Origin of the sequence: Enterobacter sp. LU1 (genome assembly GCF_008271405.2) — a bacterium.
GTDB classification, from domain to species: domain Bacteria; phylum Pseudomonadota; class Gammaproteobacteria; order Enterobacterales; family Enterobacteriaceae; genus Enterobacter; species Enterobacter hormaechei_C.
The window spans coordinates 906,889-928,686 of sequence record NZ_CP043438.2; the positions used below are offsets into that span (position 1 = coordinate 906,889).

Consider the following 21,798-nt stretch of genomic DNA (forward strand, 5'->3'; position numbering starts at 1 on the left):
ATAAAAAAGGCACCGAGGGGAATCGGTGCCTTTTTAACAAGCGATCGTACTATCAGGAATCTGGCGTAGCGCTGTTTTTCACAAACAACGTCAGCTGGTCGCCAGGTTGCAGGTTGTCAGTATCGTTGTTCCAGCGCATCACATCTTTGATGTTTACGCCGTGACGCTTAGCAATACTGGACAGCGAGTCGCCTTTACGTACGCGATAGGTAATGCTATCGCTGTTTTTAGCGAGACGCTGTGCGCTGCTACCTGCACCTACGGTCAGCGTTTGACCCACTTTCAGACCAGATCCGCGCAGATTATTCCACTGCTGGAGATCTTTCGCATTCACGCCAAGACGTGATGCAATACCTGAAAGCGTATCACCTGAACGCACCTTATAGCTGCGGCTGCTTACAGGCGACGTATCAGCGATCAGCGTGGACTGAACGGCTGCAATTTCACCCGAAGCCAAAGACTCTCGTAACTGTTCCGCATGTTTCTGCGGAACCATCACATAGCCAGGGCCACTAGCGCCCAGCGTGGAGCCTTTAACACCTGCATTAAAGGTTTTAAGCTTACTTACCGACATACCCGTCATATCGGCAACCTGTTGAATATCAACCGGGCTGCTGAGGCGGACACGCGCCAGTGCACGACTTTCGTCTGGTGTTGGCAGTTGTACACCGTAACGTTTGCTGTTCTTGAGAATATCGCCCAGTGCCAGCATTTTCGGTACGTAAATCTTTGTTTCCTGTGGCAGTGAGAGCGACCAGAAGTCTGTGGGTTTACCACGCGCTTTATTCGCTTTCATTGCCTTCAGTACACGACCTTCACCACTGTTATACGCCGCGACGGTCAATAACCAGTCGCCGTCAAACATCTTGTTCAGACGTTGCATCATGTCGAGAGCGGCTGTCGTTGAAGCGACAACATCACGACGCGCATCGTAGTTGCGGGTCTGCTTTAAACCATAATTTCGCCCTGTGCTCGGAATGATCTGCCAGATGCCTGCTGCATTGGCGCCAGACGTCGCGTGCGGGTCAAAAGCGCTCTCCACTATGGGTAGTAGTACCAGTTCCATAGGCATGTTACGTTTCTTAACTTGCCCGGCTATCCAGTACATATACGGCTCTGCCCGTAATGTTACATCGTGGAGATAGCTCTTATTTCTCAAATACTTCTGTTTCTGTTCGCGAATCCGGCTGTTTTCCGGAATTCCCATCTTTAGCTCGTCGCCAATAGAGGCCCACAAGTCTTGTTCCTGCGCAAAGGATGTCCCATCGTCCAACCATCGCGCCTGACTCGTAAACTTCCCTGCTTCCCCTTGACCAGCCGCAGAAAGGCTCTGTGCGTGCTGTTGTACGTTGCTGCCGTTTTGTGACTGGCAACCTACAAGCAGGACAGAGGCGAGTAATATCGCTTTTGCCTTCATGTGTGTGTCAATAGTTGCTTAAAAGACGAGCGATGATAACGGCGAAATTTTGAAAAGGCAACCCGCAATTATCTGAAGTTATCTTTCTTTGACCTTAACCATGCAAATCGCGCTTCAGGTTGTAACAAATTTGTTTCTTGATTAATTTTATTAATTAAATCAACATCATCAGTTCTTAAAAATAAATTTATTTGTCGCTCATTTTTCAGAATTACGGGGAGTGTTTTTTGGTTTTTTGCACGTAACTCCTTCACTTTCTGGTAATAATCCTGAATCGCCCGATCCTCAGGCAGCACGCTTGCAGCAAACTTCATATTCCCTAATGTATACTCATGTGCGCAACAAATTACGGTGTCGGCTGGCAGCGCATTAATTTTTTGTAAAGATTGATACATCTGTTCTGGCGTGCCTTCAAACAGCCTTCCACAGCCGCCAGAAAACAGCGTGTCGCCACAAAACAGATAAGGTTTGCTGTAGAAACAGATATGCCCGGAAGTGTGACCTGGCGTGGCAAATACGGAAAACTCCCACCCGAGGATGAGGATACTTTCACCTTCTTCAACAACTTGCGTCGTACCCTTATCCTGTGTCTCTGCTGGTCCGTAGACGGGTAGATGGGGATAGCGCGCAAGGAGATCGGGAACACCGCCGACATGATCGTGATGGTGATGGGTAAGGAGGATCGCTTCAGGCTGCCAGTCGTTTTCTTTTATCGCGTGCAGGATCGGTGCGGATTCGCCTGGATCAACAATGATGCATCTGCGATCGTCGTCGACTAAAACCCAGATGTAATTGTCCTGAAAGGCGGAAATACTGATAAGATTCATGCATTACCTCTTATAGCGTGGCGGGTGTTTTGATGAAACCGGCAAGGATACCTCAGACTGTCGCACCACCGGAACGTTGGGCAGAGTTGCCCTGGGGTGAATATTATCGCGAGGCCTTAGAACTTCAGCTTAAACCCTGGCTCGCGAAAATGTATGGTTTTCACCTGCTTAAGATTGGCAATCTGAGCGCAGAAATCAATACCGAAAGCTGCGCTATCTCGCATCAGGTCAGCGTATCGCTTAATGGCTCCCCGGTTCAGGTGAAAGCGGATCCGCTGCATTTGCCGTTTGCGGAAAAATCCATTGATGCCTGTCTGCTCGCCCACACGCTGCCCTGGTGCAGCGATCCCCATCGTCTGCTGCGGGAAGCCGACCGCGTTTTGATTGATGACGGCTGGCTGATCCTGAGCGGTTTTAATCCGCTGAGTCTGATGGGGCTACGTAAGCTAACGCCCGTTCTGCGTCGCACGCCGCCTTATAACAGCAGGATGTTTACCATGATGCGCCAGCTGGACTGGCTTTCACTGTTAAATTTCGAAGTGCTGAGCTACGGGGGTTTTCAGGTCATCCCCTGGACGCGTAAAGGCGGGGTCTTATTAAGCACCCATTTACCCGCGCTGGGCTGCATGCAATTTATTGTCGCGCGTAAGAGGACGATCCCCCTTACGCTCAACCCGATGAAGCAAAGCAAATCAAAAACGCGGATCCGCCAGACCGTGGGGGCCACGCGGCAGTACAAAAAACCATGATCAGGATTCAGGTTGATAACCTGCATCCTCATGGGTTGGGTTGGATGCCGCCGCGCGAGCCAGCTCGTCACAGCGTTCGTTTTCAGGGTGACCGGCGTGCCCCTTTACCCACTCCCATTTGATTTCGTGCTGACCGAGGGCGGCATCAAGACGCTTCCAGAGATCGACATTCTTGACGGGTTTTTTCTCTGCCGTTTTCCAGCCGCGTTTTTTCCAGTTGTGGATCCATTGGGTAATACCCTGGCGGACATACTGGCTGTCGGTACTCAGCACCACGTCACAATGTTCTTTTAACGCTTCCAGCGCCACGATGGCCGCCATTAGCTCCATGCGGTTGTTGGTGGTCAGGAAATAGCCTTCACTAAATGTTTTTTCATGCTGGCGATAGCGCATAATGGCGCCATAGCCGCCGGGCCCTGGGTTACCGAGACAAGATCCATCGGTGAAAATTTCTACCTGTTTACGCATCTCTGGTAGACTTCCTGTATTTGAAACGTTCAGTAAAACGATAAGTCTGACATAAATGACCGCTATGAGCACTGCAATTACTCGCCAGATTGTTCTCGATACCGAAACCACCGGTATGAATCAGATTGGCGCCCACTACGAAGGGCACAAAATCATTGAGATTGGTGCCGTTGAAGTGGTGAACCGTCGCCTTACGGGCAACAACTTCCACGTTTACCTCAAACCCGATCGGCTGGTGGACCCGGAAGCGTTCGGCGTTCACGGAATTGCCGATGAGTTTTTGCTGGATAAGCCCACCTTTGCCGACGTCGCAGATGAATTTCTCGACTACATCAGAGGTGCGGAACTTGTCATTCATAACGCGTCGTTCGATATCGGCTTTATGGACTATGAGTTCAGCAAGCTCAACCGCGATATCCCGAAGACGAATACGTTCTGTAAAGTCACGGATAGCCTGGCGCTGGCAAGGAAGATGTTCCCCGGCAAGCGTAACAGCCTTGATGCCCTGTGCTCTCGCTATGAGATAGACAACACCAAGCGAACGCTGCACGGCGCGTTGCTCGATGCCCAGATCCTGGCCGATGTCTACCTGACCATGACCGGCGGGCAAACGTCGATGAAATTCAGTATGGAAAATGAATCCCAGCAGACGCGGGATGAAGGGGGAATTCAGCGTATTGTGCGTCAGGCGAATCGCCTGCGGGTTGTTTTAGCCAGTGATGAAGAACTGATGAACCATGAATCTCGTCTCGATTTAGTGCAGAAGAAGGGCGGAAGCTGTTTGTGGCGCACGTGAAAATGTGCCGAAACGTTTGTTAAATCACCGTTTGGGTGAATTTTGCAGCAAACGATTCAAAACCTGAGAAAAAGCGTTGACGAGTTCAGAGGCAAACCGTAATATTCGCCTCGTTCCCCAAACGGGAACAGTGGAGCGGTAGTTCAGTCGGTTAGAATACCTGCCTGTCACGCAGGGGGTCGCGGGTTCGAGTCCCGTCCGTTCCGCCACTATTCAGGCCCACGTTATTTATAACGTGGGCCTTTTTCATTTCTGCTTTTCCCTGATGTTACGCAGGGCGATAAGCCAGGGTAACATCGCGGGTTGCGTTTATCCGATCGTAAACGGATCTGCATCCTGCCAGGCCGGAAACTTCTCCCGATACTCCTTTAACGTCGTTAACGAGATCTCAGCGTCAATTCGTGTTGCCTGATGCGGCTCGGCGGTGGCAATAATCTCTCCCTGCGGACTGATCACCCGGCTGTCACCGCGATAGTGATGCCCGTTGCCGTCCGTTCCCACGCGGTTACAGCCAACGACATAAGCCTGATTTTCAATCGCGCGCGCGGTCAGTAAAGCCTGCCAGTGCAGGGAGCGTGGGGCGGGCCAGTTGGCGACGTACAACGCCAGGTCATAATCGTTGCGGTTGCGCGACCACACCGGGAAGCGCAGGTCATAGCAGACCAGCGGCAGAATACGCCAGCCGCGCCATTCAAATACCACGCGTTCGCTTCCGGCTTCATAATGTTGATGTTCATCCGCCATGCGGAACAGGTGGCGCTTATCGTAGAAATGGACTTTTCCTTCCGGCTCGACCAGCAGGAAGCGGTTGACCGGTCCGCGCCCGGTCTGGAGTGCGACGCTACCGGCAATCAGCGCATTTGTTTCCTGCGCCCTGGCGTGCATCCAGGCCACCACCTCGTCCTGCGGCATGGACTGTTTTGCTGCCTCCATCGCGAAACCTGTGGTAAACATCTCCGGCAGGACAATCACATCGCGTCCGGTAATCTCTTCCAGCTGGCGATCAAAATGGCGAAGGTTGGCGGGGCCGTCCATCCACACTAAAGGTTGCTGCAAAACAGAAATCTTTAAACCAGGCACGATACAGGCTCCTTAATAAACACTTTTTGACACTGTAGCACGTCATTACCAGAAAATGTGGCAATAAAAAACCCCGCGCGGGGCGGGGTTTGTGGGAGCAAAAGGCCTTATGCCGCTTCAGGTTTGCGGTGTTTCTCTGGCAGCTTTACCGGCTGTGTCGCCAGCTCTTCAGGTTCGAAATCATCCACATTAATACTGCGCAGACGGCTCTCTTCGGCTTTCACAAGAATCGCAACTTCGCTGTTGTCGATGATGCCACCTGCCAGCGCCTGTTTTGCCAGCTCATCCAGTCGTGTAAACGGCAGGTTTTTGCCCAGCTGTTTGCAGATCTTCTGGTGAATCGGGTCGGCGGCCATCACGTCAAGCAGCGCCTCTTCCAGCAAACCTACCGGGTTATGCGGGGTAGGTGCCAGATATTGACCCCGACCAATACGAGAGCGGGTTGCGCTTGGTACCTGGAGGATTTTTGCCACTTTGTGATCCAGCTTGTCGGACGGCGCCAGGTGATGACGACCGGTCGGGAAGATCACCGCGCGCAGGGCACCCGCCACGAAGCGGTTCGGGAAGTTCGCCAGCAGATCGTCAATCGCCTGTTCGGCCTGATACATCGCATCCTGCACGCCCCAGTGCACCAGCGGCAGATCCGCTTCCTGACGGCCTTCATCGTCGTAGCGTTTCAGCACCGCAGAGGCCAGGAAGATCTGGCTCAGCACATCACCCAGACGGGCGGAGATGCGTTCGCGACGCTTCAGGCTACCGCCCAGGACGGCCATTGAGACGTCAGACAGCAGGGCCAGGTTGGCGCTCAGACGGTTCAGATGCTGGTAGTAACGTTTGGTCGCATCGCCGGTTGGCGTCGCGCTGGTCAGCCCGCGCGTCAGGCCCAGCCAGAAGCTGCGCACCTTGTTACTGCCGACGTGACCGATATGTTTGAACAGCAGCTTGTCGAAGGCATCCACATCATTATTCTGCGCGGCAGCCATCTCTTCCAGCACGTACGGATGGCAACGAATCGCACCCTGGCCGAAGATCATCATGCTGCGGGTCAGGATGTTTGCCCCTTCCACGGTGATGGCAATCGGCGCACCCTGATAGCCGCGCGCCAGGAAGTTGCCTTCGCCGAGCATGATACCTTTACCGCCTGCGATATCCATTGCATCAATAATTGACTGCTGTGCGCGGTGGGTACAGTGATACTTCACAATCGCCGACAGCACGGCGGGTTTTTCGCCCAGCATAATGCCGTAGGTAATCAGCGAGGCTGCGGCGTCCATCACGTAGGCATTGCCCGCAATACGCGCCAGCGGCTCTTCGATACCTTCCATCTTGCCGATGGAGATTTTGAACTGACGGCGGATATGCGCGTAAGCCCCAATCCCCATCGCCACCGATTTCAGACCGCCTGTTGAGTTCGACGGCAGGGTAATGCCGCGGCCCACAGACAGACATTCCACCAGCATACGCCAGCCCTGCCCGGCCATTTTCGGGCCACCGATGATGTAGTCAATCGGAACAAAGATATCCTGACCGCGGGTAGGACCGTTCTGGAAGGGTACGTTCAGCGGGAAGTGACGGCGACCAATTTCAACGCCCGGTGTTGAGGTTGGGATCAGCGCACAGGTAATACCCAGCTCTTCTTCACCGCCCAGCAGTTTTTCCGGGTCAGAGAGTTTGAACGCCAGGCCCAGCACCGTGGCGATAGGTGCTAGGGTGATATAACGTTTGTTCCAGGTCAGGCGCATGCCCAGCACCTGCTGGCCCTGCCATTCGCCCATGCAAACCACGCCGGTATCAGGAATTGCGCCGGCATCGGAGCCTGCCTCCGGGCTGGTCAGCGCGAAGCACGGAATTTCCTGACCACGCGCCAGACGCGGCAGGTAGTGATCTTTCTGCTCTTCTGTACCGTAATGCTGTAACAGCTCGCCCGGGCCTAAGGAGTTTGGCACGCCAACGGTGATCGCCAGGATCCCGGAGACACCCGCCAGTTTTTGCAGTACGCGAGCCTGAGCGTAAGCGGAGAATTCCAGACCGCCGTACTCTTTCTTAATGATCATCGCGAAGAAGCGATGCTCTTTCAGGTATGCCCACAGCTCAGGCGGCAGGTCGGCCATTTCGTGAGTGATGGCAAAGTCGTTTGCCATGCGGCACGCTTCTTCTACCGGACCATCAATAAAGGCTTGTTCTTCGGCGGTCAGACGCGGCTGCGGATAGTTGTGAAGCTTTTTCCAGTCCGGGTTGCCCTGGAACAGATCGCCTTCCCACCAGGTCGTACCGGCGTCAATCGCTTCTTTCTCTGTACGCGACATCGGCGGCATCACTTTACGGAATCCCCTGAACACCGGCGCAGAGATCATCGACTTACGCATCGGCGTCAGGTTGAACGGCAGCAAAATGATGGCCAGGGGAACAAGGACCCAGATATTCCACAGGCCAGCGACGCCAAGTGCAGCCGTCCAGGCCAGAAGAATCAGGCTACTCAGGAATAAACTGACACGGTGATAGAACAACACACCGAGCAGCACAACGGTTGCGAAAATGCTCAAAATCATCATAAAGAAAAGCTCCCTTGCTTGTAGGAGGTCTGACCACTTGTGATGATATGGTTGTAGTTGATGTCATTTCCTTTAGCAATGTGTTTACAAAATAATTACAACCTGGTTCACATTGTTCGCGTTTTAGCCGGCACAAAAAATCAAAACGCCGGACGATTCGCATGGCTTTAGCTTCTCGCTTTTACTGCTATCCGGTACACTCCACTGTGTTATTTCATCAATACTGAAGGATTATCCTCATGTACCAGGATCTTATTCGTAACGAACTGAACGAAGCGGCGGAAACGCTGGCGAATTTTCTGAAAGATGATGCCAATATTCACGCTATTCAGCGCGCGGCGGTCCTGCTTGCCGACAGCTTCAAAGCCGGCGGTAAAGTGCTCTCCTGCGGTAACGGCGGTTCCCACTGTGACGCCATGCACTTCGCCGAAGAGCTGACCGGACGCTATCGTGAAAACCGTCCGGGCTACCCGGCGATTGCGATTTCCGACGTGAGCCACATCTCCTGTGTAGGCAACGACTTCGGTTACGACCATATCTTTTCCCGCTACGTTGAAGCCGTAGGCCGTGAAGGCGACGTGCTGCTGGGTATCTCCACGTCCGGTAACTCTGCTAACGTGATCAAAGCGATCGCCGCCGCGCGTGAGAAGGGCATGAAAGTGATCACCCTGACCGGGAAAGATGGCGGTAAGATGGACGGTACAGCGGACATTGAAATCCGTGTACCACACTTCGGTTATGCGGATCGCGTTCAGGAAATTCACATCAAAGTGATCCACATCCTGATCCAACTGATCGAAAAAGAGATGGTTAAGTAAGACTTCGCTGGGGGGCGCCGGTGCCCCCCGCTGTTGTGGAGGTGATCTATGTGCGAACTGCTCGGGATGAGCGCCAATGTGCCAACCGATATCTGCTTTAGTTTTACCGGGCTGGTTCAGCGCGGTGGAGGAACCGGGCCGCATAAAGACGGCTGGGGTATTACCTTCTACGAAGGCAAAGGATGTCGCACGTTTAAAGATCCACAACCCAGCTTTAACTCACCCATTGCCAGACTGGTGCAGGACTATCCTATTAAATCCTGTTCGGTGATCGCCCATATCCGCCAGGCAAATCGCGGCGAAGTGGCGCTGGAAAATACCCATCCGTTTACCCGTGAACTGTGGGGCCGTAACTGGACCTATGCGCACAACGGGCAGCTTTCGGGCTATAAGTCGCTGGAAACCGGCAATTTCCGTCCTGTCGGTGAAACGGACAGCGAAAAAGCATTTTGCTGGCTGCTACACAAGCTGACCGAGCGCTACCCCCGTACGCCCGGCAATATGACCGCCGTTTTTAAGTACATAGCGTCACTGGCGTCTGAGTTACGCGAGAAGGGCGTCTTTAATATGCTGCTGTCTGACGGGCGCTACGTGATGGCGTTCTGCTCGACGAATCTGTTCTGGATCACCCGACGTGCGCCGTTTGGCGTCGCCACGCTGCTCGATCAGGATGTGGAAATTGATTTTCAGAAGGAGACCACACCGAACGATGTGGTCACTGTCATTGCAACGCAGCCGCTGACCGGCAACGAAACCTGGCAAAAGATCATGCCAGGCGAGTGGGCGCTATTTTGTCTCGGGGACCGCGTAATTTGACGCCAGCTGCGGCTGAACCACTTCATGGCTGAGCGGTTTACTCACCACGTAACGGCCATTGACGATGGACACCACCGGCGGCTTATGGGTCTGCTCGAAGTAGTCATAGCCCGGTTTTAGCTGTTTCCAGAAATCTGTGTAAACAGAGTACTTATGGCGCGCCATGTTCGCATCCGTCATACGGAACGGATAGATGCTGACCTGAACATTCGGCTGGCCGAAGACCAGTGCGCCCGTGACAAACTGGAAGATTTCATCAATGCCGGAATCCGTCATCGCATAACAACCGACAGACACGCAGGCACCGTGGATCATCAGGTATTTCCCTTCGTAACCGTGCGCACGGTCGAAGGCATTGGGGAAACCGATGTTAATCGCTTTATAGAAGCGGCTGTCCGGTTTTAGCTGGTTACGCTGAACGTTGTAAAACCCTTCCGGACTTTTGAAGTCACCCTGGCGCTGTTTCGGCCCCAGCCCGCCAGAATAGTTACAGATTTTGTAGCTATCGAGCAGCTGATACGTCTCGCCCATTTTGACAAACAGATCGAGTGTGCGCTCTTCCTTGAAGATTTGAATATAAACCGGGGATCCCATCAACTGCTGTTTATACTCTTTGCTGACCGGCGTCGTTGAACTATTACTGCCAAGCAGCCCGGCAAACGACATGCACGGTATCAGAAGCATCGCAATGAACAATGCGATTTTACGCATACTACTGGTTCCTTGATAAAACAATGACCAACTTGCCAGAACGGCAAAAGACACCTGAAATCAGACTAATCTGGACAGGAGCGCTCACATTAGCACCGATGGAGATTTTCGCAAGAGCCAACCTTTGCGTTTACAAATTAGTTTTACTTTATAACCCATTCATAATGTCCTGACTCCAGGAACTTTGCGCAATAGCTCGCATTTCGGCGCGCCAGACGGCGGATTTACTGCCCCTGGCAGGGCCGAAAATGGTACACTCCGGCCTCTCTGGATTGTTGTTCATGGATACCTGCTAACCACATGTTTAGAATCAGAAAAGGACTCGATCTGCCAATCTCTGGCGTGCCTGAACAGCACGTCACCACCGGCGCCAGTATTCATCATGTCGCTATTGTAGGTGATGATTACGTGGGCATGCGTCCCGCGATGCTGGTACAGGAAGGCGATCGCGTAATAAAAGGCCAGGCACTCTTCGAGGATAAAAAAAATCCTGGCGTTATGTTTACAGCCCCAGCCAGCGGCACCGTTGTCGCCATCCATCGTGGTGAGCGTCGCGTCCTGCAATCGGTTGTTATTCAAATTGAAGGCGATGAGAAACGCGAATTTGCGCGTTTTGACGCCGCCGATCTTGCCACCCTCAGCCACGACGCGGTGCAGACGCAACTGCTGGAGTCGGGACTGTGGACGGCGCTTCGCACGCGCCCCTATAGCAAAACGCCCGTGCCAGGCACTGTGCCGGCCGCTATCTTCGTTACGGCCATCGACACCAACCCGCTCAGCGCAGATCCGCAGCCTCTTATCCTGGCGGAACGAAACGCTTTCGATGCCGGCCTCACCGTGTTAACGCGCCTGACGCCGGGCAAAGTGCATGTCTGCCAGGCCAGCGGCGGTAAGCTGGGCGGGCATCCGCAAGGGCAGGTGGCCTTTAATGAATTTGCCGGCCCGCATCCGGCCGGGCTGGTGGGAACGCATATTCATTTCCTGGAGCCGGTAAGCCTGACGAAACAGGTCTGGCATCTTAATTATCAGGACGTGATCGCTATCGGTAAGCTGTTCACCACGGGTGAGCTGTGCGCAGAACGCATTATTGCCATCGGCGGCCCTCAGGCAACCCAACCGCGTCTGGTTCGCACGCTGCTTGGGGCGGACCTGACGGCGCTGTTGGCTGGCGAAACGAAAGAGGGTGAAAACCGTATTATTTCCGGTTCGGTGCTGAGCGGCAGGCACGCGACAGGCCCGATGGCCTGGCTGGGTCGTTTCCATCTTCAGGTGAGCGTTGTGCTTGAAGGACGCGAGAAAGAGCTGTTCGGCTGGGTACTGCCTGGTGCAGAAAAATACTCGGTAACGCGCACCACGCTCGGCCACTTCCTGCGTCGTAAGCTGTTTAACTTCTCCACCAGCACCAACGGCGGTGAGCGCGCCATGGTTCCGATTGGCAACTACGAACGCGTGATGCCGCTGGATATTCTGCCCACCGTGCTGCTGCGCGATCTCCTGGCCGGCGATACCGACGGTGCCCAGGCGCTGGGCTGTCTGGAGCTGGACGAAGAAGATCTGGCGCTGTGTACCTATGTGTGTCCAGGTAAATACGAATATGGACCCGTATTGCGCGAGGTGTTAACCCGCATTGAGCAGGAAGGATAACCATGGGCTTAAAACACCTCTTTGAAAAAATTGAGCCGCACTTTACCGAAGGGAAGCTCAAAAAGTACTACCCGCTGTATGAAGCGACAACGACCATTTTCTACACGCCGGGTCTGGTGACGAAAGGCGCGGCGCACGTTCGCGACGCCATCGACCTCAAGCGAATGATGATTCTGGTCTGGTTTGCGGTCTTCCCGGCCATGTTCTGGGGGATGTATAACGTTGGGTTGCAAACTATTCCGGCGCTGCACCATATGTACGATGCAGAGCAGCTGGCGCAGGTGATTCAGTCTGACTGGCACTATCGTCTGGCGCAGTCGCTGGGGGTGAGCTTTGCGGCAGATGCCGGCTGGGTCAGCATGATGACGCTGGGCGCTGTCTTTTTCCTCCCTATCTATATGACTGTCTTTATCGTCGGCGGTTTCTGGGAGGTGCTGTTCGCTATTATTCGCAAACATGAGATCAACGAGGGCTTCTTTGTTACCTCTATTCTGTTCGCGCTGATTGTTCCGCCAACGCTGCCGCTCTGGCAGGCGGCGATGGGGATCAGCTTTGGCGTGGTGATTGCCAAGGAGATCTTCGGCGGGACCGGACGCAACTTCCTCAATCCGGCGCTGGCAGGGCGCGCGTTCCTGTTCTTTGCTTATCCGGCGCAAATCTCGGGCGACCTGGTGTGGACGGCAGCAGACGGATTCTCCGGCGCGACGCCACTTTCACAGTGGGCGGCTGGCGGCGGCGAAACGCTGATCAATAATGCAACCGGACAGCCTGTCACCTGGTTTGATGCGTTTATCGGCAATATTCCGGGCTCCATCGGTGAAGTGTCTACCCTGATGATTTTGATCGGCGGGGCCATCATCCTCTTTGGCCGCGTGGCGTCCTGGCGCATTGTCGCAGGCGTCATGCTCGGGATGGTACTCACCGCCACGCTTTTCAACTTCATTGGTTCAGACACAAACCCGATGTTCTCCATGCCGTGGTACTGGCACCTTGTGCTGGGAGGCTTTGCGTTTGGCATGATGTTCATGGCCACCGATCCGGTCTCGGCTTCGTTTACCGACAGAGGTAAATGGTGTTACGGCGCGCTCATTGGGGTGATGTGTGTACTGATTCGCGTGGTCAACCCGGCTTATCCGGAAGGGATGATGTTGGCCATTCTGTTTGCCAATCTGTTTGCGCCGCTGTTCGACTACCTGGTCGTGCGCGCCAACATTAAGCGGAGGAAGGCGCGTGGCTGAGATCAAAAATAACGACAGCATCAGCAAAACGCTGCTGGTGGTGCTGGTACTGTGTCTGGTCTGTTCCATTGTCGTGGCCGGTTCTGCCGTAGGGTTAAAACCGCTACAGCAGGAGCAACGAGCGCTGGATAAACAGCGTAACATCCTGGCCGTGGCCGGGCTGATGCAGGAAGGCATGACGAAGGATGACGTCGCAGCGGTGTTTGCCGAACGTATTACCGCACGGCTGGTGGATTTAAAAACCGGGGAGTTAATGGATAAAGACCCGGCGAAATACAACCAGGCGCTGGCGCTAAAAGATCCGCAGATGAGCACCACGCTTGACGCCTCGCAGGATCCGGCAGGCATTAAGCGCCGCAGCAATGTCGCGGAGATTTACCTCGTCCGTGACGAGCAAAAGCGCATCCAGGAAATCGTGTTGCCCATCTATGGCAACGGTTTATGGTCAATGATGTACGCCTTTGTGGCGTTGGAAACCGATGGTCGTACGGTCAAAGGCATTACTTATTACGATCAGGGCGAAACACCAGGGCTGGGAGGCGAAGTTGAGAACCCTAACTGGCGGGCACAGTTTGTTGGTAAAAAAGTGCTCGACGACAACGGCCAGCCTGCGCTGAAGGTGGTGAAAGGGGGCGCGCGTCCCGGCGATGAATTTGCCGTTGATGGCCTTTCCGGTGCCACGCTCACCTCTAACGGTGTGCAGCACAGCTTTGATTTCTGGATGGGTGAACTGGGCTTTGGTCCCTTTCTGAAGAATGTACGTGAAGGAGCGCTGAATAATGGCTGATACGGGTGAACTGAAAGAAGTTAAAAAGGTGCTGATTGGCCCGCTGTTAGCCAATAACCCGATAACGCTACAGGTGCTGGGGGTGTGCTCGGCGCTGGCGGTGACCACCAAGCTGGAAACGGCGGTGGTCATGACGCTGGCGGTAACGCTGGTGACAGCGTTTTCCAGCATGTTTATCTCAATGATCCGCCACCACATACCCAACAGCGTGAGGATCATCGTGCAGATGGCGATTATCGCCTCGCTGGTGATCGTGGTCGATCAGCTCCTGCGCGCCTTCGCCTATGAAACCTCGAAGCAGCTTTCGGTGTTTGTCGGCCTGATAATCACCAACTGCATCGTGATGGGGCGTGCTGAAGCCTATGCGATGAAAATGCCACCGCTGGCGAGCTTTATGGACGGTATCGGCAACGGTCTGGGTTACGGCGTGATCCTGTTGACGGTTGGTTTCCTGCGCGAACTTATTGGCAGCGGCAAGCTGTTTGGCATTCCGGTGCTGGATACGGTACAGAACGGCGGCTGGTATCTGCCGAACGGCCTGTTCCTGCTGGCCCCAAGCGCATTTTTCATTATCGGTTTGCTGATCTGGCTGATTCGTACGTTGAAGCCTGAACAGCAGGAAAAGGAGTAACCGACAATGGCTCATTACCTGAGTTTATTTGTGCGCGCGGTGTTTGTTGAAAACATGGCGCTCGCTTTCTTCCTGGGCATGTGTACGTTCCTTGCCGTTTCTAAAAAGGTATCGACGGCATTTGGTCTGGGCGTGGCAGTTACCGTTGTGCTGGGGCTTTCCGTTCCGATTAACAACCTGGTATTCAACTTCGTGCTGCGCGATGGCGCGCTGGTGGAGGGGGTTGATCTTAGCTTCCTGAACTTCATCACCTTTATCGGAGTGATTGCGGCGCTTGTTCAGATCCTGGAGATGATCCTCGATAAATACTTCCCGTCGCTGTACAACGCGCTGGGGATCTTCCTGCCGCTGATCGCCGTAAACTGCGCCATCTTCGGTGGCGTCTCGTTTATGGTTCAGCGCGATTACAACTTCAGTGAATCGGTTGTGTATGGCTTCGGTTCCGGTATCGGCTGGATGCTGGCGATTGTCACCATGGCGGGGATCCGTGAAAAAATGAAATATGCCAACGTACCTGCGGGGCTTCGTGGCTTAGGGATCACCTTTATCACCACCGGCCTGATGGCGTTGGGCTTTATGTCCTTCTCCGGTGTGCAGCTATAAGGGCTAACAGATGGAAATTATTCTTGGCGTGGTGATGTTCACGCTGATAGTACTGGTGCTGTCAGGGCTGATCCTGGCGGCGCGTGCGAAGCTGGTCAATTCCGGGGATGTGATCATTGATATCAATGACGATCCGCAGAATCAGATCCGTACCCCGGCAGGGGATAAGCTGCTTAACACGCTCTCCGGCAACGGGATTTTTGTCTCGTCTGCCTGTGGCGGCGGTGGCTCCTGTGGCCAGTGCCGTGTGACGGTCAAAGAGGGCGGCGGTGATATTCTGCCAACGGAACTGTCGCATATCACGAAGCGTGAAGCGAAAGAGGGATGCCGTCTGGCGTGCCAGGTCGCTGTGCGCCAGAACATGAAGATTGAGCTGCCGGAGGAGATCTTCGGCGTGAAAAAATGGGAGTGCGAAGTTATCTCTAACGATAACAAAGCCACGTTCATCAAAGAGCTCAAGCTGCGTGTCCCTGAAGGGGAGAGCGTCCCGTTCCGTGCGGGTGGGTATATCCAGATTGATTGTCCGGCACACACCGTCGCGTATGCTGACTTCGATGTGCCTGAGGAGTACCGGGCAGACTGGGATAAATTTAACCTCTTCCGCTTTGTTTCCGAGGTAAAAGAGCCCGCGCTTCGCGCCTATTCCATGGCTAACTATCCGGAAGAGAAGGGCATTATTATGCTCAACGTGCGTATCGCCACGCCGCCACCGAATGTGCCTGATGCCCCTCCTGGCGTCATGTCGTCGTATATCTGGTCCCTCAAGCCTGGCGACAAAGTGACGATTTCCGGCCCGTTCGGCGAATTCTTTGCCAAAGATACTGACGCGGAGATGGTCTTTATCGGCGGCGGTGCGGGTATGGCGCCGATGCGTTCGCATATTTTTGACCAGCTCAAACGACTTGGCAGCAAGCGTAAGATCAGCTTCTGGTACGGGGCGCGTTCACTGCGCGAAATGTTCTATGACGATGAGTTTGAACAACTGGCGCGTGATAACCCTAACTTTACCTTCCATGTGGCGCTATCCGATCCGCAGCCGGAAGATAACTGGACAGGCTATACGGGCTTCATCCACAACGTGTTGTATGAAAATTACCTCAAACAGCACCCGGCACCGGAAGACTGCGAGTTCTATATGTGTGGTCCACCAATGATGAACGCCGCCGTGATTAAGATGCTAAAAGATCTTGGCGTGGAAGATGAGAACATCATGCTTGATGATTTCGGAGGCTGATTATGCTGACTTTTCTGGCGACCTTTGCGGTGTTTGTGCTGGTGATCTTCGGCATGTCCTTAGGCTGGATCATCAAGCGTAAAAGCATTCAAGGCAGTTGCGGAGGAATCTCTTCCATCGGAATGGAAAAAGTGTGCGATTGTCCGGAACCGTGCGATGCGCGGAAAAAGCGGATGGCTCGCGAGCAGCAACGCATTCTTTAGTCTTCCAGGTCGGGTAAGGCAACGCCGCCACCCGACAATTCCTGCGCGCACTTCTCAACCCTCATTTGTTTACTGTATACTTATCCAGTAATAAGTGAGGGCTTACTATGCGCAAAATAATCCATGTCGATATGGACTGCTTTTTTGCCGCAGTGGAGATGCGTGACAACCCGGCGCTGCGGGATATTCCGATCGCCATTGGCGGCAGCCGGGTTCAGCGCGGTGTCATCAGCACCGCCAACTATCCTGCTCGCAAATACGGTGTACGCAGCGCCATGCCGACAGCGATGGCGCTGAAACTGTGCCCGCATCTCACTCTTTTGCCCGGACGTTTTGATGCCTATAAAGAAGCATCGAGCCACATTCGGGAGATCTTCTCCCGCTACACCTCACTGATTGAACCGTTATCGCTGGATGAAGCCTATCTGGATGTCACCCACAGCATGCACTGCCACGGCTCTGCCACCCTCATGGCGCAGGAGATCCGCCAGACTATTTTTAATGAGCTGAACCTGACGGCATCGGCAGGCGTCGCGCCGGTAAAATTTCTCGCCAAAATCGCCTCCGATTTAAATAAGCCCAACGGCCAGTACGTCATCACTCCGGAAGAGGTTCTGGCGTTTTTAAAGACGCTGCCGCTCAGCAAAATCCCCGGCGTGGGCAAAGTCTCCGCCGCGAAGCTGGAAAGTATGGGGCTACGCACCTGCGAAGACGTTCAGCACAGCGATCTGGCGCTGCTGCTTAAGCGTTTTGGCAAGTTTGGCCGCGTACTGTGGGAACGCAGTCAGGGCATTGATGACCGGGATGTGAACAACGAACGGCTGCGTAAATCGGTCGGCGTTGAACGCACGCTCAGCGAAGATATCCATGACTGGACCGAGTGTGAAACCATTATTACGGAACAGCTTTATCCTGAGCTTGAACGACGCTTACTGAAGGTCAAACCGGATCTGCTTATTGCCCGACAGGGCATCAAACTGAAATTTAACGATTTTCAGCAGACGACGCAGGAGCACGTCTGGCCACGCCTCAACAAAGAGGATCTTATCGCGACGGCGAAAAAGGCGTGGGAAGAACGGCGGGGCGGACGAGGGGTGAGGCTGGTGGGGCTGCACGTCACCTTGCTGGATCCGCAGCTGGAGCGTCAGCTGGTGTTGGGACTGTAGATTACGCTAATCGTAGGCCCGGCAAGCGTAGCGCCACCGGGCATCAAACGGCTAATTACTTAACAGGAATTGCTTTCAGCAGCTCAGTCAGCAGCGTCCAGTAGTGACCGACGCTTTCAATGTGAACCTGCTCATCCGGGGAGTGTGGCCCGGTGATGGTTGGCCCGATGGAGACCATGTCCATATCCGGATACGGTTTCTTGAACAGACCACACTCCAGACCCGCATGAATAACCTGAATGTTCGGGGTGCTGTTGAACAGTCGCTGATAAGTTTCACGCACCAGTGCCATGACCGGAGAACTTGCATCCGGCTGCCAGCCCGGGTAGCTGCCTTTTGCAGACGTTTTAGCACCGGCCAGGGTGCCCAGAGATTCCAGCATGCTCACAACGTACTCTTTGCCGCTGTCGATCAGGGAACGGATCAGGCAGATGATCTCTGCGCTGTCGTCACCCATGGTCACCACGCCCACGTTCAGGGAGGTTTCCACCACGCCTTTCGCCACGTCAGAGTTGCGAATAACGCCGTTTGGCGTTGCGTTCAGCAGCTGGACGAACGTGTCACGAGACTGTGCGGTCAGCGCGGCTTTATCCGTCGTAACGGACTCCAGCACCACCGTCAGGTTTTTCTCTTTCGCAGACAGTTCGTTTTTCAGGATCTCCAGATACACGCTGGAGAGTTTTTTCAGTTCGTCCGCTTTCGACGCAGATACCGCCACGGTGGCGAAGGCTTCGCGAGGGATCGCGTTACGCAGAGTACCGCCGTTGAAGTCCACCAGACGCAGATCCAGTTCAGCGGCATGGCCCGCCAGGAAACGCGCCAGCAGTTTGTTGGCGTTGCCCAGGCCCAGGTGAATATCACCGCCGGAGTGACCGCCTTTCAGCCCTTTCAGCGTCAGCTTAAAGGTCTCGAATCCGGCAGGGATCGCTTCGCGGGACAGCGGCAGGGTAGAGATAAAATCGATCCCGCCCGCGCAGCCCATGTAGATCTCACCCTCTTCTTCGGAGTCGGTGTTGATCAGAATGTCCGCTTGCAGCCAGTTTGCCTGGAGACCGAACGCGCCATCCATGCCCGCTTCTTCAGTCATGGTCAGCAGCACTTCCAGCGGACCGTGTTCAACGCTGTCGTCAGCCAGCACGGCCAGCGCGGAAGCCATACCAATACCGTTATCTGCGCCCAGGGTCGTGCCGCGCGCCTTCACCCACTCGCCGTCGATGTACGGCTGAATCGGGTCTTTTGTGAAGTCGTGAACGGTGTCGTTGTTTTTCTGCGGAACCATATCCAGGTGCGCCTGCAATACCACTGGCTTACGGTTTTCCATACCTGCGGTGGCAGGTTTGCGGATAAGAATATTGCCAACCTGGTCGCGCTCAGCGTGCAGACCTTTTTCCTTCGCCCAACCCATAATATGTTCGGCAAGCTGTTCTTCGTGATAGGAAGGGTGCGGAATGGAGCAGATTTTGGCAAAAATATCCCACAGCGGCTGTGGAGATAATTGAGACAGTTCAGACACGATAGGTCTCCTTGTCGTTGCGCTGCAAAACAATGTTGCAGGTCACAGGGTTAGCAGGTTAATCGTTACCACAAGTCAGGCTTGCGAGATGCAACTGAGAATACCACTTTCTCCCGTGGCTGGTAGCATTAAGCATGTAAAAACTCAGGCTCATGGCGCGTAACACTGGTTTTTAGTGCGTCAGATCTCTATAATCTCGCGCAACCTGGTTCACCCTCATTTTTTTAAGCCGTATATAAACAGGCTGGGACACTTCACATGAGCGAAAAATACGTCGTCACCTGGGACATGTTGCAGATTCACGCACGCAAACTGGCTGCGCGTCTGATGCCTTCCGAACAGTGGAAAGGCATTATTGCCGTCAGCCGTGGCGGTCTGGTACCGGGGGCGCTGCTGGCACGTGAGCTGGGTATTCGTCATGTCGATACCGTATGTATCTCCAGCTACGATCACGACAACCAGCGCGAACTGAAAGTGCTGAAACGCGCGGAAGGCGACGGTGAAGGCTTTATCGTTATCGACGATCTGGTGGACACCGGCGGTACCGCGGTGGCTATCCGCGAAATGTATCCAAAAGCGCACTTCGTCACTATCTTCGCGAAACCAGCGGGTCGCCCACTGGTTGATGATTACGTTATTGATATCCCGCAGGATACCTGGATTGAACAGCCATGGGATATGGGCGTGGTCTTCGTACCGCCTATCTCTGGCCGTTAATTTCAGTACGTAACTTTACACGCCCGGTTATGCCGGGCGTTGTTCTTTTTAGCCTGCCACGCGTTACAATGGTCTTCATATGACGTATCCATGGAGGCAACGCAATGACGCAGGCGAATCTTACCGAAACTCTCTTCAAACCCCGTTTCAAGCACCCTGAAACGTCGACGCTGGTGCGTCGTTTTAATCCGGGGACAATGCCTGCCGTTCAGTCAGCGTTAGACGGTAAGAACGTGCCCCACTGGTATCGAATGATTAACCGTCTGATGTGGATCTGGCGCGGCATCGATCCGCGTGAAATCCTCGACGTGCAGGCGCGTATCGTGATGAGCGAGTCCGAGCGTACCGACAGCGATCTCTACGATACGGTGGTGGGCTACCGTGGTGGAAACTGGATCTACGAATGGTCAAAGCAGGCCATGCTCTGGCAGCAAAAAGCGAGCCAGGAAGAAGATGCCACTCTCAGCGGCAAGCACTGGCTACATGCGGCAAATCTGTACAGCATCGCTGCATATCCGCATCTTAAAGGCGATGAACTGGCAGAGCAGGCGCAGGCGCTGGCAAACCGGGCTTATGAAGAGGCCGCGCAGCGGTTGCCTGGCCGGATGCGTGAAATTGAGTTCGCCATTCCCGGTGGCAGCCCGGTGACCGGATTCCTGCATATGCCGGAGGGGGAAGGACCGTTCCCGACGGTTCTGATGTGCGGTGGACTGGACTCGTTACAAATTGACTATTACAGCCTGTATGAGCGCTACTTTGCCCCAAACGGAATCGCCATGCTGACGCTCGATATGCCTTCCATTGGTTTTTCATCCAAATGGAAACTTACGCAAGACTCCAGCCTGCTGCACCAGCATGCTTTAAAAGCGCTGGAGAATATCCCCTGGGTTGACCACACCCGGGTTGGCGCGTTTGGCTTCCGCTTTGGCGCTAACGTCGCGGTACGGCTTGCCTACCTTGAATCTTCACGCCTGAAGGCCGTCGCCTGTCTTGGCCCGGTGGTGCATGCTCTGTTAAGCGATCCTGCGCGTCAGGGTAGCGTTCCTGAGATGTATCTGGACGTGCTGGCGAGCCGACTTGGCATGCATGATGCTTCAGATGAAGCGTTGCGCATTGAACTTAATCGTTATTCATTAAAAACGCAGGGCTTACTCGGCCGCCGCTGCCCAACCCCGATGATGTCCGGTTTCTGGAAGAACGATCCGTTTAGCCCGGAAGAGGAGTCACGCTTAATCACGTCGTCATCTTCTGATGGTAAATTGCTGGAGGTACCCTTCAGCCCGGTGTACCAGAATTTTGACAAAGCGCTGAAAGAGATCACACGCTGGATCACGCAGAGATTGTGTTAATAGTTTGCTAAATTTCGTTGGTTTGGTAAAACAGTGCTTCACAAAAGGAGATCGCAATGACGTTACCGAGTGGACACCCGAAAAGTAGACTGATTAAGAAGTTCATGGCTCTTGGCCCGTATATTCGAGAAGAGCAGTGTGAAGAGAATCGCTTTTTTTTCGACTGCCTGGCTGTTTGCGTCAACGTGAAGCCTGCACCCGAAAAACGTGAGTTCTGGGGCTGGTGGATGGAAATGGAAGCACAGGAAAACCGTTTTACCTATAGCTATCAGTTTGGCCTGTTTAATAAAGACGGGCACTGGCAGGCGACGAGCATCAAAGATCAGGAAGTGATCGATCGCCTGGAGCATACGCTAAAAGAATTTCACGGCAAAGCTCGCGACCTGCTGGCAACGCTGGATCTGAAGCTGGAGCCTGCGGACGATTTTTCCAGCGAAGCGGTGAAACTGAGAGCCTGATGATGTCACAGCGCCGGGTGG

22 protein-coding genes and 1 tRNA gene are annotated in these 21,798 nt (G+C 54.1%); 16 read left to right on the forward strand and 7 right to left on the reverse strand.

Translation table 11 applies throughout. The annotated features are described in order from the left end of the window. Positions 1 to 52: 52 nt before the first annotated feature. Both mltD and gloB read right to left on the reverse strand, forming a co-directional pair. A complete protein-coding gene (mltD, locus tag FZF21_RS04270) occupies positions 53 to 1,417 on the reverse strand; it encodes a murein transglycosylase D (protein WP_023295957.1) in 1,365 nt (454 codons plus the stop codon). Between the two features lie 68 nt (positions 1,418 to 1,485). Further along, positions 1,486 to 2,244, reverse strand: coding sequence for a hydroxyacylglutathione hydrolase (gene gloB, locus FZF21_RS04275; protein WP_047738139.1), 759 nt, complete (start codon positions 2,242 to 2,244; stop codon positions 1,486 to 1,488). 32 nt (positions 2,245 to 2,276) lie between these two features. Between gloB and FZF21_RS04280 the strand changes: the two genes are divergently transcribed. Then, positions 2,277 to 2,993, forward strand: coding sequence for a class I SAM-dependent methyltransferase (locus FZF21_RS04280; protein ID WP_017383714.1), 717 nt, complete (start codon positions 2,277 to 2,279; stop codon positions 2,991 to 2,993). Here the strand turns inward: FZF21_RS04280 and rnhA are convergent, their stop codons facing one another. Beyond that, positions 2,994 to 3,572 carry a ribonuclease HI gene (rnhA, locus tag FZF21_RS04285; protein ID WP_160840538.1) on the reverse strand — a complete coding sequence of 193 codons (579 nt, stop codon included), beginning with the start codon at positions 3,570 to 3,572 and terminating at the stop codon, positions 2,994 to 2,996. On the opposite strand from rnhA, the gene dnaQ reads away from it, so the two are divergent. Beyond that, positions 3,526 to 4,257, forward strand: coding sequence for a DNA polymerase III subunit epsilon (dnaQ, locus tag FZF21_RS04290; protein WP_003863237.1), 732 nt, complete (start codon positions 3,526 to 3,528; stop codon positions 4,255 to 4,257). The two genes, rnhA and dnaQ, sit on opposite strands and share 47 nt — an antisense overlap. 132 nt (positions 4,258 to 4,389) lie before the next feature. After that, positions 4,390 to 4,466: transfer RNA gene (locus FZF21_RS04295), tRNA-Asp, on the forward strand. Between the two features lie 100 nt (positions 4,467 to 4,566). On the opposite strand, the gene FZF21_RS04300 is transcribed toward FZF21_RS04295, so the two are convergent. Both FZF21_RS04300 and fadE read right to left on the reverse strand, forming a co-directional pair. Next, positions 4,567 to 5,337: an amidohydrolase gene (locus tag FZF21_RS04300; protein ID WP_045142005.1), complete on the reverse strand. Its 771-nt coding sequence runs from the start codon at positions 5,335 to 5,337 to the stop codon at positions 4,567 to 4,569. A 107-nt stretch (positions 5,338 to 5,444) separates the two neighbouring features. Next, positions 5,445 to 7,889 (reverse strand): acyl-CoA dehydrogenase FadE, encoded by a 2,445-nt coding sequence (gene fadE, locus FZF21_RS04305; RefSeq protein ID WP_058701016.1) that lies wholly within the window; start codon positions 7,887 to 7,889, stop codon positions 5,445 to 5,447. 239 nt (positions 7,890 to 8,128) lie between these two features. On the opposite strand from fadE, the gene lpcA reads away from it, so the two are divergent. Continuing rightward, positions 8,129 to 8,707, forward strand: a complete 579-nt coding sequence (gene lpcA / locus FZF21_RS04310; protein ID WP_003863232.1) for a D-sedoheptulose 7-phosphate isomerase — start codon at positions 8,129 to 8,131, stop codon at positions 8,705 to 8,707. Positions 8,708 to 8,755: 48 nt separating this feature from the next. After that, entirely contained in the window at positions 8,756 to 9,523 is a 768-nt protein-coding gene (locus FZF21_RS04315) for a class II glutamine amidotransferase (RefSeq protein ID WP_017383120.1), read from the forward strand. On the opposite strand, the gene dpaA is transcribed toward FZF21_RS04315, so the two are convergent. Further along, positions 9,494 to 10,234, reverse strand: a complete 741-nt coding sequence (gene dpaA, locus FZF21_RS04320) for a peptidoglycan meso-diaminopimelic acid protein amidase (protein ID WP_006810008.1) — start codon at positions 10,232 to 10,234, stop codon at positions 9,494 to 9,496. The genes FZF21_RS04315 and dpaA overlap by 30 nt on opposite strands. Positions 10,235 to 10,534: 300 nt before the next feature. Between dpaA and FZF21_RS04325 the strand changes: the two genes are divergently transcribed. The 8 genes from FZF21_RS04325 to dinB all read left to right on the forward strand — a co-directional run bounded on the left by FZF21_RS04325 (position 10,535) and on the right by dinB (position 17,740). Then, complete coding sequence (locus tag FZF21_RS04325) at positions 10,535 to 11,878, forward strand: Na(+)-translocating NADH-quinone reductase subunit A (RefSeq protein WP_032647337.1); 1,344 nt, start codon at positions 10,535 to 10,537, stop codon at positions 11,876 to 11,878. A 2-nt stretch (positions 11,879 to 11,880) separates the two neighbouring features. Further along, positions 11,881 to 13,116 carry an NADH:ubiquinone reductase (Na(+)-transporting) subunit B gene (locus FZF21_RS04330; protein ID WP_047057928.1) on the forward strand — a complete coding sequence of 412 codons (1,236 nt, stop codon included), beginning with the start codon at positions 11,881 to 11,883 and terminating at the stop codon, positions 13,114 to 13,116. After that, on the forward strand, positions 13,109 to 13,903 hold the full coding sequence (locus FZF21_RS04335) for a Na(+)-translocating NADH-quinone reductase subunit C (protein ID WP_017383124.1): 795 nt from the start codon (positions 13,109 to 13,111) through the stop codon (positions 13,901 to 13,903). Before FZF21_RS04330 ends, FZF21_RS04335 begins: the two co-directional genes overlap by 8 nt. Beyond that, positions 13,896 to 14,534 carry an NADH:ubiquinone reductase (Na(+)-transporting) subunit D gene (locus FZF21_RS04340; protein ID WP_003863219.1) on the forward strand — a complete coding sequence of 213 codons (639 nt, stop codon included), beginning with the start codon at positions 13,896 to 13,898 and terminating at the stop codon, positions 14,532 to 14,534. Before FZF21_RS04335 ends, FZF21_RS04340 begins: the two co-directional genes overlap by 8 nt. Before the next feature lie 6 nt (positions 14,535 to 14,540). Next, positions 14,541 to 15,137, forward strand: a complete 597-nt coding sequence (nqrE, locus tag FZF21_RS04345) for an NADH:ubiquinone reductase (Na(+)-transporting) subunit E (protein ID WP_003863217.1) — start codon at positions 14,541 to 14,543, stop codon at positions 15,135 to 15,137. A gap of 10 nt (positions 15,138 to 15,147) precedes the next feature. Next, positions 15,148 to 16,371: an NADH:ubiquinone reductase (Na(+)-transporting) subunit F gene (gene nqrF, locus FZF21_RS04350; RefSeq protein ID WP_015571374.1), complete on the forward strand. Its 1,224-nt coding sequence runs from the start codon at positions 15,148 to 15,150 to the stop codon at positions 16,369 to 16,371. A gap of 2 nt (positions 16,372 to 16,373) precedes the next feature. Then, positions 16,374 to 16,574: a (Na+)-NQR maturation NqrM gene (nqrM, locus tag FZF21_RS04355; protein ID WP_032647342.1), complete on the forward strand. Its 201-nt coding sequence runs from the start codon at positions 16,374 to 16,376 to the stop codon at positions 16,572 to 16,574. Between the two features lie 107 nt (positions 16,575 to 16,681). After that, complete coding sequence (gene dinB / locus FZF21_RS04360) at positions 16,682 to 17,740, forward strand: DNA polymerase IV (protein ID WP_149121064.1); 1,059 nt, start codon at positions 16,682 to 16,684, stop codon at positions 17,738 to 17,740. 55 nt (positions 17,741 to 17,795) lie between these two features. Here dinB and pepD read toward each other — a convergent pair whose 3' ends face one another. Next, complete coding sequence (gene pepD, locus FZF21_RS04365) at positions 17,796 to 19,253, reverse strand: cytosol nonspecific dipeptidase (protein ID WP_023303125.1); 1,458 nt, start codon at positions 19,251 to 19,253, stop codon at positions 17,796 to 17,798. A 258-nt stretch (positions 19,254 to 19,511) separates the two neighbouring features. On the opposite strand from pepD, the gene gpt reads away from it, so the two are divergent. From gpt to crl, 3 genes are all read left to right on the forward strand, one after another. Continuing rightward, a complete protein-coding gene (gpt, locus tag FZF21_RS04370) occupies positions 19,512 to 19,970 on the forward strand; it encodes a xanthine phosphoribosyltransferase (protein ID WP_003863205.1) in 459 nt (152 codons plus the stop codon). A gap of 104 nt (positions 19,971 to 20,074) precedes the next feature. Beyond that, positions 20,075 to 21,319, forward strand: coding sequence for an esterase FrsA (gene frsA / locus FZF21_RS04375; RefSeq protein WP_023295967.1), 1,245 nt, complete (start codon positions 20,075 to 20,077; stop codon positions 21,317 to 21,319). A 56-nt stretch (positions 21,320 to 21,375) separates the two neighbouring features. Further along, complete coding sequence (gene crl / locus FZF21_RS04380) at positions 21,376 to 21,777, forward strand: sigma factor-binding protein Crl (RefSeq protein ID WP_006809999.1); 402 nt, start codon at positions 21,376 to 21,378, stop codon at positions 21,775 to 21,777. Positions 21,778 to 21,798 lie beyond the last annotated feature (21 nt).

Bases quoted from the DNA above. Each gene is read 5' to 3' on its own strand.
- FZF21_RS04280 (WP_017383714.1), top strand. From the start codon at position 2,277: ATGAAACCGGCAAGGATACCTCAGACTGTCGCACCACCGGAACGTTGG.
- FZF21_RS04325 (WP_032647337.1), top strand. From the start codon at position 10,535: ATGTTTAGAATCAGAAAAGGACTCGATCTGCCAATCTCTGGCGTGCCT.
- nqrE (WP_003863217.1), top strand. From the start codon at position 14,541: ATGGCTCATTACCTGAGTTTATTTGTGCGCGCGGTGTTTGTTGAAAAC.
- dinB (WP_149121064.1), top strand. From the start codon at position 16,682: ATGCGCAAAATAATCCATGTCGATATGGACTGCTTTTTTGCCGCAGTG.
- nqrF (WP_015571374.1), top strand. From the start codon at position 15,148: ATGGAAATTATTCTTGGCGTGGTGATGTTCACGCTGATAGTACTGGTG.
- frsA (WP_023295967.1), top strand. From the start codon at position 20,075: ATGACGCAGGCGAATCTTACCGAAACTCTCTTCAAACCCCGTTTCAAG.
- mltD (WP_023295957.1), bottom strand. From the start codon at position 1,417: ATGAAGGCAAAAGCGATATTACTCGCCTCTGTCCTGCTTGTAGGTTGC.
- dpaA (WP_006810008.1), bottom strand. From the start codon at position 10,234: ATGCGTAAAATCGCATTGTTCATTGCGATGCTTCTGATACCGTGCATG.
- dnaQ (WP_003863237.1), top strand. From the start codon at position 3,526: ATGAGCACTGCAATTACTCGCCAGATTGTTCTCGATACCGAAACCACC.
- crl (WP_006809999.1), top strand. From the start codon at position 21,376: ATGACGTTACCGAGTGGACACCCGAAAAGTAGACTGATTAAGAAGTTC.
- fadE (WP_058701016.1), bottom strand. From the start codon at position 7,889: ATGATGATTTTGAGCATTTTCGCAACCGTTGTGCTGCTCGGTGTGTTG.
- lpcA (WP_003863232.1), top strand. From the start codon at position 8,129: ATGTACCAGGATCTTATTCGTAACGAACTGAACGAAGCGGCGGAAACG.
- gpt (WP_003863205.1), top strand. From the start codon at position 19,512: ATGAGCGAAAAATACGTCGTCACCTGGGACATGTTGCAGATTCACGCA.
- gloB (WP_047738139.1), bottom strand. From the start codon at position 2,244: ATGAATCTTATCAGTATTTCCGCCTTTCAGGACAATTACATCTGGGTT.
- FZF21_RS04330 (WP_047057928.1), top strand. From the start codon at position 11,881: ATGGGCTTAAAACACCTCTTTGAAAAAATTGAGCCGCACTTTACCGAA.
- FZF21_RS04315 (WP_017383120.1), top strand. From the start codon at position 8,756: ATGTGCGAACTGCTCGGGATGAGCGCCAATGTGCCAACCGATATCTGC.
- FZF21_RS04340 (WP_003863219.1), top strand. From the start codon at position 13,896: ATGGCTGATACGGGTGAACTGAAAGAAGTTAAAAAGGTGCTGATTGGC.
- nqrM (WP_032647342.1), top strand. From the start codon at position 16,374: ATGCTGACTTTTCTGGCGACCTTTGCGGTGTTTGTGCTGGTGATCTTC.